We start from the raw sequence: 15,469 nt of genomic DNA on the forward strand, positions 1-15,469 counted from the left end.
ACTCCTTTGTCCTGGTTGCGCTTGTCCGTGCTGCGACGAGCCCGTAGGAGTCACCCGCAATGAGAAAACGTGTCGCCTCCCGAGTCCTCATCGCCCTGCGCGGACACCGCCTGACGGTCTGTGTGGCCGCCTCGTCCGTCCTCGTGCTGCCGCTGCTCGCCGTCCCCTCCGGTGGCGGCGACGGACCGGACGACCGGAGCCTCCAGCAGGACTTCCGGACCGCCGCCAAGGAGTACCACGTACCGCAGAGCGTGCTCCTGGGCGTCTCCTACCTGCAGTCGCGCTGGGACGCGCACGTGGGCGCCCCGAGCGTCAGCGGCGGGTACGGGCCGATGCACCTGGTGGACGGTTCCCGGACGCCGCCGCCGGCCTCGGCCGCGCCGCCGCAGGACGGGGACCGCGCCCTGGCCGGTCCGCCGCAGGCGCCGCGGCCCGCGGGCCGCCCGTCCCTCCAGCCGGCCGAGCTGCGCCGCGCCGCCCGGCTGACCGGCGTGCCGGTGGAGCGGCTGCGCACGGACCCCGGCGCCAACGTGCGCGGCGGCGCGGCCGTGCTGGCGGCGACCCAGCGGCAGCTCGGCAAGCCGCTCAGCGCGCACCCGGCGGACTGGTGGGAGGCGGTGGCCCGGTTCCCGGGCACCACCGACGCGGCGACCGCGACGACCTACGCGAACGACGTGTTCGCGCTGATCCGCAAGGGCGCGGACCGCACCACCGCCGAGGGGCAGCACGTCATCCTGGTCCCCGATCCGAGCGTCCGCCCGCGCCCCCAGCCGGCCAAGGACCCGGACCGGCCGAAGCAGGTCGAGTGCCCGGTGGAGCTGACCTGCGCCTGGCTCAGCGCGCCGTACGTGCAGTTCGAGGACGAGTACGGCAACCACGACCTGGCCGACCGGCCCCGGGACGAGAAGATCGAGTACATCGTCATCCACGACACCGAGGCGACCCTGGCCTCCATGCTCAAGACCATCCAGGATCCGACGGAGGCGTCCTGGCACTACTCGGTGCGCTCCAGCGACGGCCACATCACCCAGCACATCAGGACCAAGGACGAGGCCTGGCACTCGGGCAGCCAGTTCGTGAACGCCCGTTCGATCGGCATCGAGCATGAAGGTTTCCTCACCCAGCCCGACGCCTGGTACACGGAGCAGATGTACCGGTCCTCAGCGCGGCTCGTGCGGTACCTGGCGAAGAAGTACCAGGTCCCGCTGGACCGGCAGCACATCTTCGGCCACGACAACGTGCCCGCGCCCACCAGCGACACGATCCCCGACATGCACGACGACCCGGGCCCGTTCTGGGACTGGCGGCACTACTTCGACCTGCTCGGCGCCCCGCTGAAGGCGACGGCCGGGCAGGACAGCGCCCTGGTGACGATCCTGCCGGACTACACCACGTACATGCCGACGTTCACGGGCTGCGCCGGGGCCGGCGTGCCGTGCGCACCGCACGGTTCCAGCGCCGTACGGCTGCACACCGCGCCGCGCGAGGACGCGCCGCTGATCCAGGACCAGGGCCGGCGACCGGGCGGCGAGAGCTCCACGACGGACGTCAACGACCTGGGCTCGCGGGTCTCCGCCGGCCAGTCGTACGCGGTCGCCGGGCAGCAGGGCGACTGGACGGCGATCTGGTACCTGGGCCGCAGGGCCTGGTTCAAGAACGCCCGCAACCACCCGACGGCCGTCGGGGCGGCGGGGAAGATGGTGACGCCGAAGCAGGGGCTGGCCGAGATCCCGGTGTACGGGCGGGCCCTGCCGGAGAGCGGCGCCTACCCGGCGGACATCGACGAGGCGACCGAGGAGCCGCTGCCCTACGCCATCGGGGCCGGCCAGCACTATGTCACCCAGGCCCGGCTCACCGGCTCGTACACCGACCGCTCCACCTTCGCCTACTCGCCGAGCCCGGTGGTGAAGGGCAGCGAGCAGTACTACGAGATCCAGTTCGGCCACCGGCTCGCCTACGTGCGGGCGAGCGACGTGGACCTGGTGAACGCGCCGACGGCAGTGGGCAAGTAACGGCCGGGTGATGGCCGGCATCACGTAGGTGGTGTGCGTCATGTGGTGTGCGTCATGTGGTGTGCGTCATGTGGTGTGCGTCATGTGGTGTCGCGCCGGAACACCCAGTCCATCCTGGGCTCCACCACGAACCGGAACACCCGCTGCACCGGCGGTGTGCACAGCAGGGTGATCCCTGCCACGGCGACGAGGGTCACCACGACGGCGCCGGCCGGCCGGTGGATCCAGCCGGGGTCGTACCAGCCCGCGGGCTTGGCCCCCTGGAGGAGGAAACCGTGCAGGAGATAGCCGTACAGGGTGCCCGCGCCCAGTGCGGTGCACCACAGGCGGCGCCCCGGGATCCAGGACAGGAAGCAGGCCACCAGGGTCAGCGAGACGCCGAAGACGACCAGCGTCAGCACCGGCCCGTACCAGCCGGGCACGCCCAGTCGCTCGGCGCTGTCCCGGTGGAAGAACCAGGCGTACGAGTAGCGCGGCACCGCCCAGTACGCCACGGCCACCGCGGACGCAAAGACCGGCACGGCCGCGATCCGCACGGCACGGCGGCGCACCAGCCGGAAGTGCTCCGGCCGCAGCGACAGGCCGAGCACGAAGTACGGCAGGAACTGCAGGACGCGTTGCAGGTCGAGGTCCTTGCCGATGGCCGGTGACAGGGTCGCGAGCATCGCGACGACGAGCGCGACGGGCAGCGGCCACCGCACGCGTTTCCACAGGGGGGTGGTCAGCCGCCAGATGAACAGGGCCACCAGGAACCAGGTGAGATACAGCGGGTCCAGCAGGCTGATCGGCCGGTCCGGCCGGTGGTCCGACCACCGGGTGAAGAGGGTGTACGCCACCTCGAACACCACGTAGGGCACGACCAGTCCGGTGATCAGCCGTTTGAGCCGGGCCGGGCTCGCGTCGAAGTTCCGTGAGAAGTAGCCGGAGATCACGATGAAGGCCGGCATGTGGAAGGCGTAGACGACCACGTACAGGGCGGTGACGGCCCGGCTGCCGGAGCGCAGCGGCTCCCAGGCGTGCGCCACGGCGACGAGCACGATCGCCGCGTACTTCGCATTGTCGAAGAACGCGTCCCGTCTCCCGCCCTGGTCCGGCGGGGCGGCCGGTTCCGGCCGGGGGCCGCCCGCGGGCGGTGAGTCGGTGACGATCTCTTCCCGACGGATCCCGGACAGACCGGACAGAGCGAAACACCCCTTGGCGTCGATTGCGAACGGGAACGGCGGTGTTCCCGACCGGAACCGTAGTCACCCGTCGTCGCACTCGTAAACCCGGCCGTGACAGGCATCACAACGCGCGGTAACTTGCGCAACCCATAATCTGTCGCCGTGGATTCGAGCGACGAGACGGGGTGGGAGAGTGCGGTACTCGACGGGGGACCCGCGGACGGACTGCGGATGACGGTCACCGGCCGGCCGCGGGTGATCCAGGTGACGTTCCCCTGCGAGGTGGACGCCGCCCCGTCCTGGCCGGGGGTGCGCGCGGAAGCGGTGTTCGTCTACCGTCGCGACTTCCGGGTCAAGAACGAGCCGCTGCGCTATGGCTACGACGTCGCCAGCCCCTGACCGGCGCCGGGTGCGCGCGGTTCAGCGCGCCGCGGGCTCCTCGGCGGCGGGGCGGGCGGTCGCCGGGTCGCCGGGGGCGGAGCGGACGACCCGCGGCGCGGAGTCGGCGGACGCGTCCTCGGCCGGCGTGGCGGCCGGGCCGGCGTCGTCGCCCTTCATGGCCGCGGCCTCGCTCTTGAGGATGCGCATCGACCTGCCCAGCGCACGGGCGGTGTCGGGCAGCTTCTTCGCGCCGAACAACAGGATGATCATGACCGCCACGATGAGCAGGTGCCACGGCTCCAGTCCGTTGCGCAACATCTGGCCACTTCCTCTCCTCGCCGGACAGCGGCACGGGCCGGGGCTGGACGTACCATCTGCCATCATTGCTACATTGCGCAACTGTACAACCATAGGACGGGGCGAGGCGTCCCCTCCGTGCACGAGCCGGACCGGATGAGGGCGCAGCGCATGACCAGCACCAGGGACCTTGACCAACCCTCGCGTCACCGGCGGCGGAACACCCCGCCCCGGCGCGGCGCACCCGACGGGCCGCAGACGTCCCACGGCCGGCGGGCCGCCCGGGGCCGCAAACGCAGCCCGTGGCGGACCGTGCTCCTCGTCACCCTCGCCCTCGTGGTGCTCGGCGCGGGGGGCCTCGGCTGGATCTACATCAAGCTGAACGGCGACATCACCACCTTCGACGCGGGCGGCCTGTCCAAGCACCGCCCGGCCGACGCCGCGTCCAAGGGCGTGAACGTGCTCGTCATAGGCTCCGACTCGCGCACCGACGGCAACAACTCGCTCGGGGGCGGCAACAAGGACGACATAGGCCGCTCGGACACCGCGTTCCTGCTGCACGTCTACGCCGACCACAAGAACGCGATAGCCGTCTCCATACCCCGCGACACCCTGGTCACCATCCCGCCGTGCAAGCTGCCCGACGGCACCTGGACCCAGACCCAGACCAAGACCATGTTCAACGGGGCGTTCTCGGTCGGGGAGACCGACAAGGGCAACCCGGCCTGCACCCAGAACACGGTGGAACAGCTCAGCGGGATGCGCGTCGACCACACCGTGGTCGTCGACTTCAAGGGCTTCGCCGCACTCACCGACGTGGTCGGCGGGGTGAAGGTGTGCCTGCCCGGCGACATCTACCAGAACGACCTCAGCCCGAGCCGCCCCACCCGCGGCGACCTGATCTTCAAGAAGGGCGTGCAGACGGTCTCGGGGCAGAAGGCCCTGGACTACGTCCGGCTGCGGCACGGCATCGGCGACGGCTCCGACATCGGCCGTATCAAGCGCCAGCAGGCCTTTGTCTCCAGCCTCCTCAAGAAGATCAAGAGCGACGGCCTGACGCCGACCAGGCTGCTGCCGCTGGCGACCGCCGCCACCAAGTCCATGACCGTCGACCCGGGCCTGGGCTCGGCGGACAAGCTCATCTCGTTCGCGATGTCGCTCAAGGACATCGACCTGCACAACACCAAGTTCGTGACCATCCCCTGGCGCTACGAGGGCTCGCGCGTCGCGATCGTCGAGCCGGACGCCGCCGCCCTGTGGGCCGCGCTCAAGGACGACCGCACACTCGACGGCAAGAACGCCGGCGGCAAGAAGCCGAAGGCCGCCGCGGCCGCCTCCCCCAGCCCCGCCGAGAGCGTCTCCGGCGCGGGCATCTCCGTCGCTGTCTACAACGGCACCCAAACCACCGGTCTGGCCGGCGACGCGGCGCGGAAGCTGACCCAGCACGGTTTCACCGTCACCGGCACCGGCGACGCGAACAGCCAGGACCACACCGCCACGGTCGTCCAGTACGGCCCCGGCCTCCAGTCGAAGGCCCGGACGGTCGCCGAACTCTTCCCCGGCGCCCAGCTGGAGGCCATCGGCGGCTCGGCCCTCAACGTGGTCGTGGGCACGTCGTACACCCCGTCCGGCTCCGCCGCGGCCTCACCGACCCCGTCCGCGGTCCCCAGCTCGGTCGCCGACAGCGCCCGCTCGGCGGACGACAACCTGTGCTCGAACCTGACGTACGGGGCGGGGGGCTGACCGGGCTCACAACTGCACCGGGGCGGGCCGCCCGCTGCGCGGCGCGGCAGCACCGGCCGGCGCGTCGGCGCCCCGTCCCCAGCGCGAGCGGGTACGGGACGCCGTGGTGCTGCGGGCAGGTCAAGCGACCGTCGGCGGATGCACGCCCGTGAGCTGGTGGGCACGGTCGGCCAGGAGGGGGGCGAGTTCGGGGTACCAGCCCCGGCCGACGGCTTGCAGCATCTCGGCGAGGGCGACGAGTTCCCCGGTCCGCCCGGCAGGGCTGTCGAGAATGTCGCCGAATTCCTTGCGGACGCGTTCGGCGACGGTGGGAACGCGGAGGCTGCTGACGTAGAGGACGGCCGGGTCGTAGCCCACGGGGACGGCGCCCCAGCGTTCCCAGTCGAGCAGGACGAGCGGGTGGCGGGTGAGGTTGGCCCACTGGATGTCTCCGTGCCCGGTGACGCGTTCAGTGAGGGCCGGGGCGGGGATGCCGAGGAATTCGGGGAACACGCGGTCGGCCCACTTCTGACGGATGGTGGTCCGGGGAGGCTCGGCGGTTGCGAGGGCGTCCAGGCCGGCGCGCAGGTCGGTCCACCAGGCGTCGGGAAGGCCGGGGTCCCCGGTGAGGTCAGGTGTCGCGGGTGAGATGACGGGCTGGGCGATGTAGTCGATCAGCTCCGCCTCGAATACGTACCGCTTGTTCTTGAAGCGATGCAGCCCGTGCAGGCGCGGGCGCGGGACCTTGTCGGATACGCGTTCCTCGGCGATGGCGATGCCCTCGGTCATCGCGGCGGCCTTCTTGCCGATGTGCCCACAGTGGACACGAAGCCACCGGTCGTCGGTGGTGCGGGAGCCGATGGTGCGCCCGAGCCAGCCCCAGGAGACGGGGCCGGTGGGGGTGACCTCGAAGTGATCGGCGACGAGGGCCATCGCGTGTTTCATGTACGTGGCGGTGGCCTCATCCTTGGGCGAGTACATCGATGACCTTTCTCAGCTGGTCGGGTGAGAGCGGACTGCCGGTGGCGTTGAGCGCGGTGTGCCAGCGGTCGGAGGTGCTGGCGGACAGCAGTACCACGTCCAGGCTCGGGCAGGAGGCGGCGGCGAGCAGACTGGCTTCTGCCGGGGAGGTGCCGGGCCGGATGAAGTCGGCGAGTGCCGGGGTGACGAGGTCGGGGAGTTCACCGCCGTGCAGAGGTGATGAGCCGAACGTCAGCAATCCGGCAGCATGGGCCTGGGCGAGGGGACCGCGGCCGTCCAGGGCGAGCGCGATGGGCCGGGCCATGACCAGTGAGACGGGGAGTTGGATGGCCCTGAGGTGGTGGCCCGGGCCTCCGGCATCGCGGGCCAGGGCGCCCAGTTCGGGCACGGTGAAGGCCCTGGTGTCGAACCCGTACCAGGTGGCGACGCCGTAGCCGCCGATGCGCCCGGCCTGCGCGAATTCCTCCAGAACAGTGAACGCCTCCCGCAGGGCTGCGTGGACGGTGTTCCGGTCGTCTCCGGCCCGTTCGGGGTTGTGGACGAATACGACATCGGCACGGCCGAGACAAGCCAGGGAGCGGGCGGTCTGCCAGCGCACGAACGGCGGTGCGAGGCTGTGGCCGGTGGCGGCGGCCTGGTCAGTGATGACACCCGATGCCACGGCCGCCTTCCGCTGGTCGCGGTGGATGAACCCGGTCTTCGTCGACACCCTCACCCTGGGGTGGAGATCGAGGACCGCCGCCAGGTCCCTGTGCCCCGGGCCGTCGAGGTAGTTGGGGGCGGTGTCAATCCAGGTCGCGCCCTGGGAGCAGGCGGTGCGCGCCGCTTGTGCGGCGACGCGCACCTTGTACGTGCCCAGCCCCAGTGAGGCGGTCACCCGTTGCTCCCGACGGCGGCGGCCTGCCCGGTCACCAGCACGGTCACGACCTCGGCGGTCTGCTGGAGGGTGAGGCCGGAGCGTTGCGCGAGGACTGCGAGCGGCACGGGGGCGCCCTCGGCCAGCAGGCGCACGAGGGGGGCGGCGACCAGGGCGAAGGCGAACTCATGGCTCGCGCCGGCCAGCGTGATCACCTCATCGTCCTGGTCGACGCGGGGCCGGGCAACGGTGAGCTGGACCGTGATATTCGGATCGGCGGGCACGGCGCCGATGTGCGGCAGGGACAGGCGAGGGCGGCCGGAGTGCGTGGCGTCGATGGAGCGGGCCCAGCGGTCGAGGACGCCCGGCTCGTCCAGCAGCGCCAGGAGTTCCTTGCGCAGCCCCTCCAGGTACGCGTCCTTCTCCCCGGGGCTGCTGTGCCGGGGCACGTCCTGGCGGACCGCCATACTCACGCGCAGCTCGTCACAGACCCATCCCAGGAACTCCGCGCCGCTCTGCGTGGCGAGTCCGAAAGTCAGGTGGAGGGAGGGGGTGCCCTGGTCAGCGGAGACGGCGTGCCACCAGCCGCGCGGAAGATACAGAACGTCCCCCGGCGTCAGGACGATGTCCGCCAGCGGCTTCCCCGTGGGGGCTTCGGGTTCTTCGACGTCGCGCCAGGCGGGGGCCTGGCGGGTCGGGCCGTAGACGCGCCAGCGCTTGGCGCCGTCAACTTGGAGCACCACCACCTCGTGATCGTCCCAGTGGGTGCCGAAACCCTCTTCAGCCGTCCACGAGGCGTAGGCGTTGACTTGGACCGGTGTACGGAAAAACCTCTCCAGCTCGACGGCGGACTCACGAATGGGGGCGTGGATCTGGTCGATCGCGTCGATCACGAGGGAGGCGCCTTCGGCGAGCCGGGCGTGGAACTCGGCGGGCTCCGCCTGGTACCAGGACACCCCCCGCCGATTGGTGCGCAGTGTGGCGTACGAGGTGACGGGTACGGCCTCGCCTGCGCGGGAGAGGCGCATGCGCGGCGGTTCGAGCCGGTGTGCGGCGATGATGTCGTTCAGGTCGTCCCAGGCCAGCGGGGACGGAGCCGGGCCGTCGGCCCGGATCACTTTGTGGGCGTGAAAACGCGTCTGGGCGAGGAACTCGTCCTCGCCCAGACGTGCCGCCCACGATGCGGTGTTCGTCATCGCGGTGCGTTCTCCTTCGTCAGCGTCAGCTGTCGTTCATGTCCGACTTGCCGCCGGTGTTGTCCGACGGGACATCGGTACGGGTCCGGGCCGCAGCGATACGCCGCACCCCCACCACCAGGCCGTCTTCCTGCGTGCTCGTGGTGTTCTCGTTCATGGGCACTTCCTTCCTGATTTCTCATGGATGTCCCCCGCCGCTCCGAGGTGGTCCGATGTCACACGGACCGGTCGTAAGAACGCCTTTTCGGTGTGGCCCCGCCCGGCCGGACTTGCCGAACTCAGCTACCGGGCGGGACCGTTGGCCCGGAGGCGACGGGGGGCGTCTCCGGGCCGTCCCGCCTTTCTGGCGGCGGGAGTCTTGGTTGTGTCCCGCGGCCACGCGTGACACGTGGCCGTCTCGGACAGGGCGGAGTGGTGCCCGGTGGCCGGGCGCGGCCTTTATCGGAGCAGGACGCCGGACAGCAGGCCCCAGACGGCAGCGATCCAGAACAGGACGTAGGAGACCCGTACCGCCACCTGCCGAAACCCGATCCGGGTCCGCTTGCGCCGGCGCTTGGGGCAGGCGGTTTCCTCTAGAGCCTCGTCCAAACCATCGAGGATCACCGCGATGCCTCCTGCTCCACTGGCGCCTGTGAGCGCACAGGATTGGTGACACCGCTCTGGGTGCTCCACTGAGCCCACACCTTCTTCCCCCACGGGCGGCGGCCGGGGCCCATGAACATGTAGCCCCACTGCTCGCACTCGTGGTCGATGAGGAGAAGTCCGCGCCCAAACTCCGTCGCAGGACCGTGGTCGTGCAGTTCGGGCAGCCGTGCCGGGTCACGGTCGATCACACCGACCCGTACACGGTCTTCCTGCGGCCGGTCGACCACCACGCGGACAACGGGACCGCGAGCGTGCCGTACCGCGTTCGTCACCAGCTCCGACACGACCAGCACGGCCGTCTTTTCGAGCCCTTCGAGGCCCCACGCGCAGAACGCGTCGCGGGCAAGAGCCCGCGCACGTGCGACGGATCTTCCCTCGGAAGGAAAGATCTGGCTGTAGGCGGGGTGCCCTGTAGGGGCCAGGTTCACTGCGATGGTGATCATGTCGCGGCCTCACGCTCGCGGACGGGTGGGGGAGCGTGCGGCCGTCCGCTGGGGGACATGAGGACGGCCGCAACCGGGTCGCTTCCCGGTGCCCCTGATGGGACCTCAACTACCGTGGCGTGCCACGACCAGAACGGCAATAGAATCCTTCAGTGAATCACCCACCGCGTGGAAAATGGCACATGCCGGCACGCGCACATGGCCTGGTTCACCGAATAGTTGGCGTGCCATCCTGGACAGAGCAGCGTGCAAGACGAGCACTTGAGGGGAGCAGGCAATCGCATGGCGGCACAGCACAGACCAACCGCGCGACGTATCGCACTCGGCCATGAGCTGCGCGAGATGCGCAAGCAAGCGGGGATGAGCCTCGAAGACGCCGTGCGGGGCCTGACGTTCTCCGACACGAAACTCCAGCGCGTCGAGACCGGGCTTCAGGACCTGCGCAGCGCGGGCGACTTGCGCAAGCTGCTGTCGCGCTTCGGAGTCGACGACGAGGAAGAGATCGAGCGCCTGGTCGCCATGCAGCGCACTGCGGCGAGCCAGGAATGGTGGATCAACCACACTGGCTACATGCCTTCCGGCATGCCGCGCTTCCTCGGCATCGAGTCCGCCGCCCAGGAGATAAGGGCCTTCCATCCCCTGATCGTCTTCGGCCTTCTCCAGACCGAGGGGTACGCCCGGACCCGCCACGAGAACGGAAAGCCCATCGACGAGACGACGACCGAGTTCGTGGAACACAACGTCAGGGTGCGGATGAAGCGAAAGGAGGCACTGCTACGAGACGAAGATCCCCTCAAGCTCTGGGTCATCCTCTACGAGCCCGCACTGCGCCATGTCATCGGCGGAGCAGATGTCATGCGCGAGCAGTACGAGGAGATCGCCACCTTGGCGGAGCGGGACAACGTAACCGTCCAGGTACTCCCGCAGGGAATGCGAGGGTACCTGCCCGTCCACGACTTCATGATCCTGAACCTGGGAGACGCCATGCCTCCCGCCGTTCAGGTGGACACGGCGTTCGGCGCTTCGCAAGTAGCCGACAAGCCCAAGGAGGTCGGACGGTTCTCCCGCCGTTTCGAGGCGCTGTCCCGGTCAGCACTGCCTCCCGAGGACACACCAAAGTTCCTGCACCAGCTCTCAAGAGAGATTGAAGAATGAACCGAGACACCCGCGCGCACGCCATAAAGGCCACCGACATCGACGGGGCCACGTGGTTCAAGTCGACCTACAGCGACAACGGAACGGCCTGCGTCGAGGTGGCAGATACCCGTCGCACGCACGGCCGCGTCGCGATCAAGGACTCGAAGCAGCGGAGCGGACCGGCACTGCTGATCTCCCCGGAGGCGTTCGCCGCACTCGTCTCCGACGCAGCCGCCGGACCGTACGGCCTCTGACAGCTCCAGCCCAGAATGAGCGCCCGCCCCAGAGCAGTTGGGGAGGGCGCTCGTGTGTTCACACTTGGGGGAACCTACCCACGGCCACCGTCGATCACCCAGGGTGCTGTTCACCGTTCCGCGATCTACATGGCGTCACTGTGGACCGGCCGGCCAAGGCACTGGTCTTGGTGGCCGCCAACTGCTCGCACACGCCCCAACCCGGCGGCTGCGGTCCCATCGATCGGGCAAGCAACTGCGCTTCGCACTGCTCGGGCGACGGCGGTGGCGACAGCTAGGCTGGCCGCAGGCGGACGGAAGGCGGAAATGTGGACGCTGAGCAGGCACGACAAGTAGACGCCGTACTACGGCAGTTGGGAATTCCCGGCGTGGTCGCGCCTGATGACCCGGAGAGCGCTGCCGGACAGTGGCGTGTGTACGACACCGCCGACCCGGTCACGCGCCGGGACGTGACTGCAGACGTGTTGGCATCCGTGGCCGCCCGGTTTCCCGGGAAAGCGGGTTCAAGTCCGACACGGGGATTCGTCATCCCGCCCGAAGACGCGTGACCGCCTGCTGGCCACAAGAAATGACCGGGCCGTTCAGGAGCCCGGTCCCAGCGGCCAGGCGTTGTCCGGTGAGTCCAGCCACGCATGGTGGCTGCCGTCCACCATCGCGGTGAGGCCGAAGCGCTCGAAGTCGGGCCGGCCGGTTTCGTGCCACCAGCCCAGCGCCTCACGGAGCCGTCGCGGAACATGACGCAGACCCAGGAACGGTCTTCGAGCCCGTAGAACCACACCGGCCGGGCGCCGTCGCGCTTCGCCGCGACCGAGTGGTGGCAGGCGCGAACACGCAGGCCGATCGCGAAAGTCCGTGGATCGAAGCGTCCCTCCCCGAGCAGTTCGGCCTCGGTCACCGTCGTGGTGGACCGCTCGGCACCGGCCATGCCCTCGCTCAGGTACCCGTCATGGCCGGCGAACGGAAGCCGCTGCGCGCGGAGTTTCATGAACTCCACGGGCCCGGTGAAGCAGCCGCCGGCCTCAGTGGCGGTCACCCGAAGACGAACGAGGGCATCGGCATTGCTGAAGTGTGTGCCCCAGGGAGCGACGATGAGGCCGCCCGGCCTGGTCTGCGTGATCCACTGCGCCGGCACGGCGCGGATGCCGGCCGTGGCGACGACCCGGTCGTACGGTGCTCCCGCCGGGTCGCCGAGTACGCCGTCCCGGGTGAGGACCGTGCCGAGCAGTTTCCGGGCGGCGAGACGGGCCCGGGCGGCGTCAGCCGTCTTCGGATCGATCTCGACGCTGGTGACGTTGCCCGGGCCCAGACGGTGGGTGAGCAGGCCGGCGTTCCATCCGGTGCCCGTGCCGATCTCCAGCACCCTGTGTCCCGGCTGCACGTCCAGGTCACGCAGCATCCGGAACACGACGGACGGCATGGACGCCGATGATGTCGGTACGCGTCCGGGCCCGTCGCCGGATGCTCCGTCGTCCCACTGCGTCACGACGGGCACGTCCGTGTCGGCGTAGGAGAACCACAGGCCCGGGTCCTCCCGGAGGTCCACGATGGTGTGCGTGCCTGAGTCCATGTCGAACGGCCACATCGTCTCCGGCAGGAACGCGGCACGCGGCACCGCTTCGAATGCCTCGTTCCAGTGCGGGGTCAGGGCGCCGCGCGCCCGGAGGGAACGGCCCAGTTCGGACCGCTCCTGAGACGGTTCAGTCGGTGCCATCAGCCGGTGATCCTCGGACCACCGTCGGGGGACGGGGGCTCCTTCGGACCCGGCCAGGGCTCGCCCGGCAGGCCGTCGCCGCCCTCTTCTTCGCCACCGCCGCCATGAGCGGTCAGGTGCTTCAGGGCCATCGGGTCGTTCATCTGGTTCTCCTTCGTCTACCGTTCATGGTGTCCGCCCGATCACAGCCGCGCAGTGGGCGAAGCCGGAGCGGTCGGGGTCCGAGGCCGCTTGCACAGCCTCGTGTGCAGGTGGATGGCCGTCCCCGGCCCAGTCGCTGCCACGATGCGGCACGTCTCGTAGGCTTCGCCGGGCGCGATGGGCCGGTCACAGCGTGCGCAGATCACCGGTAACCCCCTCTGATCAGGCGGTACAAGGTGCGGCCGAGCTCGCATTCGGCGGCGTGGTCGACGCACGGCTCACACGTCGGGGCGTGGTCGAAGAGGGCGCGGTGGGCGCGGTCGGCGACGCAGGCACGGCAGGCACGGGGAAACCAGGTCATCCCGGAGACGGACGAGGAGCCGGTGAGCGGGGAGCGTCGCCGACCGAGGTCGACGGCGCTCTCCCCGGTCAGCCGCTCGCCGCACCACAGGCAGGCGGCGCCGCGCACCCTGTCGTCGGCGAGAGCGTCCAGGGCGGGCAACTGAAGGACTTCAAGAACCTCGGCGGGCAATTCCAGGGCTGTTCTGCTCCTGCTGCAACCGAGTGCCGACCGGAGTGGTCCCACGGCGGTGAACGGGCCGACGCTCACGGCGTCGTGCGGATCGGGTTCTTGGGCCATGAACAGAAAGGTAGAGAGGATGAGTTGAAGGAAACCAAGCGATTTTCTTGATTTTTCTCTCACTCCCTCGTGTATCCCTCGATTTTTCTCAGAAAGGCGGCGGAAGCGCGTAGCCCCCTGCCCTTGGCATGGGGATGCTGGGGTGATCAGCCCTCCCCCGGACGAAAGGACCTGGCCCATGGCCCGACGGTTGCGCTTCAACGGCACGGGCAGCGGTGAAGGCAGTTGCCCCGCCGTACACGAAGACCTGGACAGCGGCGAAATCATTGTTCACGGGCCCCGGCTCACAGATCCCGAAGATCTCGCCCAGCTCCAGCACATCGACGAGGACGAGATCCCGATCGTGATGCCCCGCAACACGCTGATCGACTTCGGACCCCGGGAAAGGGATCCGGAGCCGCGCGTCCTCCGGCCTGAGCAGTTCGCCCGGCTCTTCGAGAACTTCCAGCACAGTGCCTGGCACCTTGAGACGCGCCGACGCTATGCCGTCGACGAGACCACGGACACCTACGCGCAATTCACGCGTGGTGAGACGCCTGAATGGGATCTTGCGACACCCTGGAGCCGGACGATCCGGGCGAAGACCCAGGACGGCGCACAAGTCGGCCGGGTCCGCATCGTCGACAGCCCTCCCACGACCGGTCAGCGCTACCTCTTGGCGCACGCCGAGAAGAACGCTGCGCTCGGCGAGGACGTACGGAACATGTGGCGGGCGGACGCCGAACGCGCGAACCTGCCGAACGAAGACTTCTGGATCTTCGACTCCCACATCGTCGCCCTGTGCCTCTTCGACGATGACGACAATCTCACGGGCGCAAAGCTGATCACCGAACCTGCACGTGTCAACCAGTACAACCGGCTGCGCGACGTGGCACAGCATCACGCCGTACCGCACGAGCAGTTCAGGGCCCTGGTTCACGCCGAGGAGTAAAGAAGCGAGTATGTATCGGTGAGCACGGACTACCAGCAGGCACGCGAAGCACTCGGGCTACGGCTCCGCGAGCTTCGGCTCACGGCACCTGACGGCCGGCTCACCGGTACCGCTCTCGCGCGCACCCTTGGCTGGCCCAACTCCCGGATTTCCAAGTTGGAGTTGGGCAGACAGACAGCAACGCCCGAGGATCTGCAGCAATGGGCAGCGGCATGCGGCCGGCCCGAGGCATACGACGAGCTACGGGCCCGGCTTGCCGGATTCGAGTCCCACATCCGCTCCTGGCGACGACAACTCGTCGCAGGCCACAGGCCGGTCCAGGACGCCCACAACGAGGCTCAAGCCAGTTCCACCCTGTTGTGGGCCTGGGAATCCTCGTGGGTCGTCGGTGTCCTTCAGACACCCGACTACGCCCGCGCGGTCCTCACGCGATCCGCCGAACTCCACCGGTCGCCCAGAGACGTCGAGGCGGCAGTGCGAGCCCGTATGGAGCGGCAGAAACTCCTCTACACGGGTGGCAGGCGGTACCACATCCTCCTCTGGGAGCCAGTACTCCGATCCCTGGTCTGTTCCCCCTCTGCGCTTGCCGCCCAGCTCGATCGCCTCGCCGGTGTCATCGGTATGGACACAGTGGAGCTGGGGATTGTGCCGCTCACTGCATCCATGAAGGTTCCGCCCGGCACTGGATTCTGGATCTATGACGATCGCCAGGTCGTCACCGAGGTGTGGCATGCCGAAATGTGGCTCGACGATGCTGACAGCATTGCTCTCTATCTGCGTACCTGGCAGACGCTGCGGGAATCCGCGGTCTACGGGGCCGATGCCCACAATGTCATCAACGCAGCGCGGCGTTCACTGAATCCACGCTGATCCGCCGGCCACGACCCCACCCGCCTCCGTCCGACACCCCCCTCACCTCAACGGCGAAGCCATGTCGACACGCGGCTCCGCCGGGCCCG

17 protein-coding genes and 1 pseudogene are annotated in these 15,469 nt (G+C 69.3%); 7 read left to right on the top strand and 11 right to left on the bottom strand.

The annotated features are described in order from the left end of the window. Positions 1–59 precede the first annotated feature (59 nt). The gene (locus ACFYPJ_RS05950) at positions 60–2,012 is read left to right on the top strand and encodes an N-acetylmuramoyl-L-alanine amidase (protein WP_389011113.1); all 1,953 of its coding nucleotides are present in this window, start codon (positions 60–62) and stop codon (positions 2,010–2,012) included. An 80-nt stretch (positions 2,013–2,092) separates the two neighbouring features. Here ACFYPJ_RS05950 and ACFYPJ_RS05955 read toward each other — a convergent pair whose 3' ends face one another. Next, the gene (locus tag ACFYPJ_RS05955) at positions 2,093–3,175 is read right to left on the bottom strand and encodes an acyltransferase family protein (RefSeq protein WP_389011611.1); all 1,083 of its coding nucleotides are present in this window, start codon (positions 3,173–3,175) and stop codon (positions 2,093–2,095) included. Positions 3,176–3,337: 162 nt separating this feature from the next. Here ACFYPJ_RS05955 and ACFYPJ_RS05960 point away from each other — a divergent pair, with 162 nt between their 5' ends. Continuing rightward, positions 3,338–3,574, top strand: a complete 237-nt coding sequence (locus ACFYPJ_RS05960; RefSeq protein ID WP_389011116.1) for a hypothetical protein — start codon at positions 3,338–3,340, stop codon at positions 3,572–3,574. 21 nt (positions 3,575–3,595) lie between these two features. Here ACFYPJ_RS05960 and tatA read toward each other — a convergent pair whose 3' ends face one another. Then, entirely contained in the window at positions 3,596–3,874 is a 279-nt protein-coding gene (gene tatA / locus ACFYPJ_RS05965; RefSeq protein WP_389011119.1) for a Sec-independent protein translocase subunit TatA, read from the bottom strand. A 150-nt stretch (positions 3,875–4,024) separates the two neighbouring features. Between tatA and ACFYPJ_RS05970 the strand changes: the two genes are divergently transcribed. Continuing rightward, on the top strand, positions 4,025–5,596 hold the full coding sequence (locus ACFYPJ_RS05970) for an LCP family protein (protein WP_389011121.1): 1,572 nt from the start codon (positions 4,025–4,027) through the stop codon (positions 5,594–5,596). Between the two features lie 120 nt (positions 5,597–5,716). Here the strand turns inward: ACFYPJ_RS05970 and ACFYPJ_RS05975 are convergent, their stop codons facing one another. The 6 genes from ACFYPJ_RS05975 to ACFYPJ_RS06000 all read right to left on the bottom strand — a co-directional run bounded on the left by ACFYPJ_RS05975 (position 5,717) and on the right by ACFYPJ_RS06000 (position 9,696). Then, positions 5,717–6,556, bottom strand: coding sequence for a hypothetical protein (locus tag ACFYPJ_RS05975; protein WP_389011124.1), 840 nt, complete (start codon positions 6,554–6,556; stop codon positions 5,717–5,719). Then, a complete protein-coding gene (locus ACFYPJ_RS05980; RefSeq protein WP_389011127.1) occupies positions 6,537–7,433 on the bottom strand; it encodes an aldo/keto reductase in 897 nt (298 codons plus the stop codon). Before ACFYPJ_RS05980 ends, ACFYPJ_RS05975 begins: the two co-directional genes overlap by 20 nt. Continuing rightward, a complete protein-coding gene (locus ACFYPJ_RS05985) occupies positions 7,430–8,608 on the bottom strand; it encodes a JmjC domain-containing protein (RefSeq protein ID WP_389011130.1) in 1,179 nt (392 codons plus the stop codon). The genes ACFYPJ_RS05980 and ACFYPJ_RS05985 overlap by 4 nt, the downstream gene beginning before the upstream one ends. A 25-nt stretch (positions 8,609–8,633) precedes the next feature. Beyond that, positions 8,634–8,765 (bottom strand): hypothetical protein, encoded by a 132-nt coding sequence (locus tag ACFYPJ_RS05990; RefSeq protein WP_389011133.1) that lies wholly within the window; start codon positions 8,763–8,765, stop codon positions 8,634–8,636. Between the two features lie 281 nt (positions 8,766–9,046). Then, positions 9,047–9,196 (bottom strand): hypothetical protein, encoded by a 150-nt coding sequence (locus ACFYPJ_RS05995; RefSeq protein WP_389011136.1) that lies wholly within the window; start codon positions 9,194–9,196, stop codon positions 9,047–9,049. Between the two features lie 11 nt (positions 9,197–9,207). Continuing rightward, on the bottom strand, positions 9,208–9,696 hold the full coding sequence (locus tag ACFYPJ_RS06000) for an ATP-binding protein (protein ID WP_389011139.1): 489 nt from the start codon (positions 9,694–9,696) through the stop codon (positions 9,208–9,210). Between the two features lie 282 nt (positions 9,697–9,978). On the opposite strand from ACFYPJ_RS06000, the gene ACFYPJ_RS06005 reads away from it, so the two are divergent. Together ACFYPJ_RS06005 and ACFYPJ_RS06010 are read left to right on the top strand one after the other, a co-directional pair. After that, complete coding sequence (locus tag ACFYPJ_RS06005; RefSeq protein ID WP_389011142.1) at positions 9,979–10,851, top strand: helix-turn-helix domain-containing protein; 873 nt, start codon at positions 9,979–9,981, stop codon at positions 10,849–10,851. Then, entirely contained in the window at positions 10,848–11,087 is a 240-nt protein-coding gene (locus ACFYPJ_RS06010) for a DUF397 domain-containing protein (RefSeq protein WP_389011145.1), read from the top strand. The genes ACFYPJ_RS06005 and ACFYPJ_RS06010 overlap by 4 nt, the downstream gene beginning before the upstream one ends. Positions 11,088–11,668: 581 nt before the next feature. On the opposite strand, the pseudogene ACFYPJ_RS06015 reads toward ACFYPJ_RS06010, so the two are convergent. From ACFYPJ_RS06015 to ACFYPJ_RS06025, 3 genes and pseudogenes are all read right to left on the bottom strand, one after another. Continuing rightward, positions 11,669–12,798, bottom strand: a pseudogene (locus ACFYPJ_RS06015) (methyltransferase domain-containing protein). After that, positions 12,798–12,941 carry a hypothetical protein gene (locus tag ACFYPJ_RS06020; RefSeq protein WP_389011148.1) on the bottom strand — a complete coding sequence of 48 codons (144 nt, stop codon included), beginning with the start codon at positions 12,939–12,941 and terminating at the stop codon, positions 12,798–12,800. The pseudogene ACFYPJ_RS06015 and the gene ACFYPJ_RS06020 overlap by 1 nt, the downstream one beginning before the upstream one ends. Before the next feature lie 200 nt (positions 12,942–13,141). After that, positions 13,142–13,579 carry a hypothetical protein gene (locus ACFYPJ_RS06025; protein WP_389011151.1) on the bottom strand — a complete coding sequence of 146 codons (438 nt, stop codon included), beginning with the start codon at positions 13,577–13,579 and terminating at the stop codon, positions 13,142–13,144. Positions 13,580–13,757: 178 nt separating this feature from the next. Here ACFYPJ_RS06025 and ACFYPJ_RS06030 point away from each other — a divergent pair, with 178 nt between their 5' ends. Together ACFYPJ_RS06030 and ACFYPJ_RS06035 are read left to right on the top strand one after the other, a co-directional pair. After that, positions 13,758–14,510 (top strand): DUF6879 family protein, encoded by a 753-nt coding sequence (locus tag ACFYPJ_RS06030; RefSeq protein WP_389011154.1) that lies wholly within the window; start codon positions 13,758–13,760, stop codon positions 14,508–14,510. Between the two features lie 18 nt (positions 14,511–14,528). Next, on the top strand, positions 14,529–15,380 hold the full coding sequence (locus ACFYPJ_RS06035) for a helix-turn-helix domain-containing protein (RefSeq protein WP_389011157.1): 852 nt from the start codon (positions 14,529–14,531) through the stop codon (positions 15,378–15,380). Positions 15,381–15,469 lie beyond the last annotated feature (89 nt).

Source organism: Streptomyces sp. NPDC006012 (genome assembly GCF_042871185.1).
Classification (GTDB): Bacteria; Actinomycetota; Actinomycetes; order Streptomycetales; family Streptomycetaceae; genus Streptomyces.

Coding starts and splice junctions, on each gene's coding strand:
- ACFYPJ_RS05975 (WP_389011124.1), bottom strand. CDS start 6,556: ATGTACTCGCCCAAGGATGAGGCCACCGCCACGTACATGAAACACGCG.
- ACFYPJ_RS06005 (WP_389011142.1), top strand. CDS start 9,979: ATGGCGGCACAGCACAGACCAACCGCGCGACGTATCGCACTCGGCCAT.
- ACFYPJ_RS05990 (WP_389011133.1), bottom strand. CDS start 8,765: ATGAACGAGAACACCACGAGCACGCAGGAAGACGGCCTGGTGGTGGGG.
- ACFYPJ_RS05970 (WP_389011121.1), top strand. CDS start 4,025: ATGACCAGCACCAGGGACCTTGACCAACCCTCGCGTCACCGGCGGCGG.
- ACFYPJ_RS06000 (WP_389011139.1), bottom strand. CDS start 9,696: ATGATCACCATCGCAGTGAACCTGGCCCCTACAGGGCACCCCGCCTAC.
- ACFYPJ_RS06030 (WP_389011154.1), top strand. CDS start 13,758: ATGGCCCGACGGTTGCGCTTCAACGGCACGGGCAGCGGTGAAGGCAGT.
- ACFYPJ_RS06025 (WP_389011151.1), bottom strand. CDS start 13,579: ATGGCCCAAGAACCCGATCCGCACGACGCCGTGAGCGTCGGCCCGTTC.
- ACFYPJ_RS06020 (WP_389011148.1), bottom strand. CDS start 12,941: ATGAACGACCCGATGGCCCTGAAGCACCTGACCGCTCATGGCGGCGGT.
- ACFYPJ_RS05985 (WP_389011130.1), bottom strand. CDS start 8,608: ATGACGAACACCGCATCGTGGGCGGCACGTCTGGGCGAGGACGAGTTC.
- ACFYPJ_RS06010 (WP_389011145.1), top strand. CDS start 10,848: ATGAACCGAGACACCCGCGCGCACGCCATAAAGGCCACCGACATCGAC.
- ACFYPJ_RS05950 (WP_389011113.1), top strand. CDS start 60: ATGAGAAAACGTGTCGCCTCCCGAGTCCTCATCGCCCTGCGCGGACAC.
- tatA (WP_389011119.1), bottom strand. CDS start 3,874: ATGTTGCGCAACGGACTGGAGCCGTGGCACCTGCTCATCGTGGCGGTC.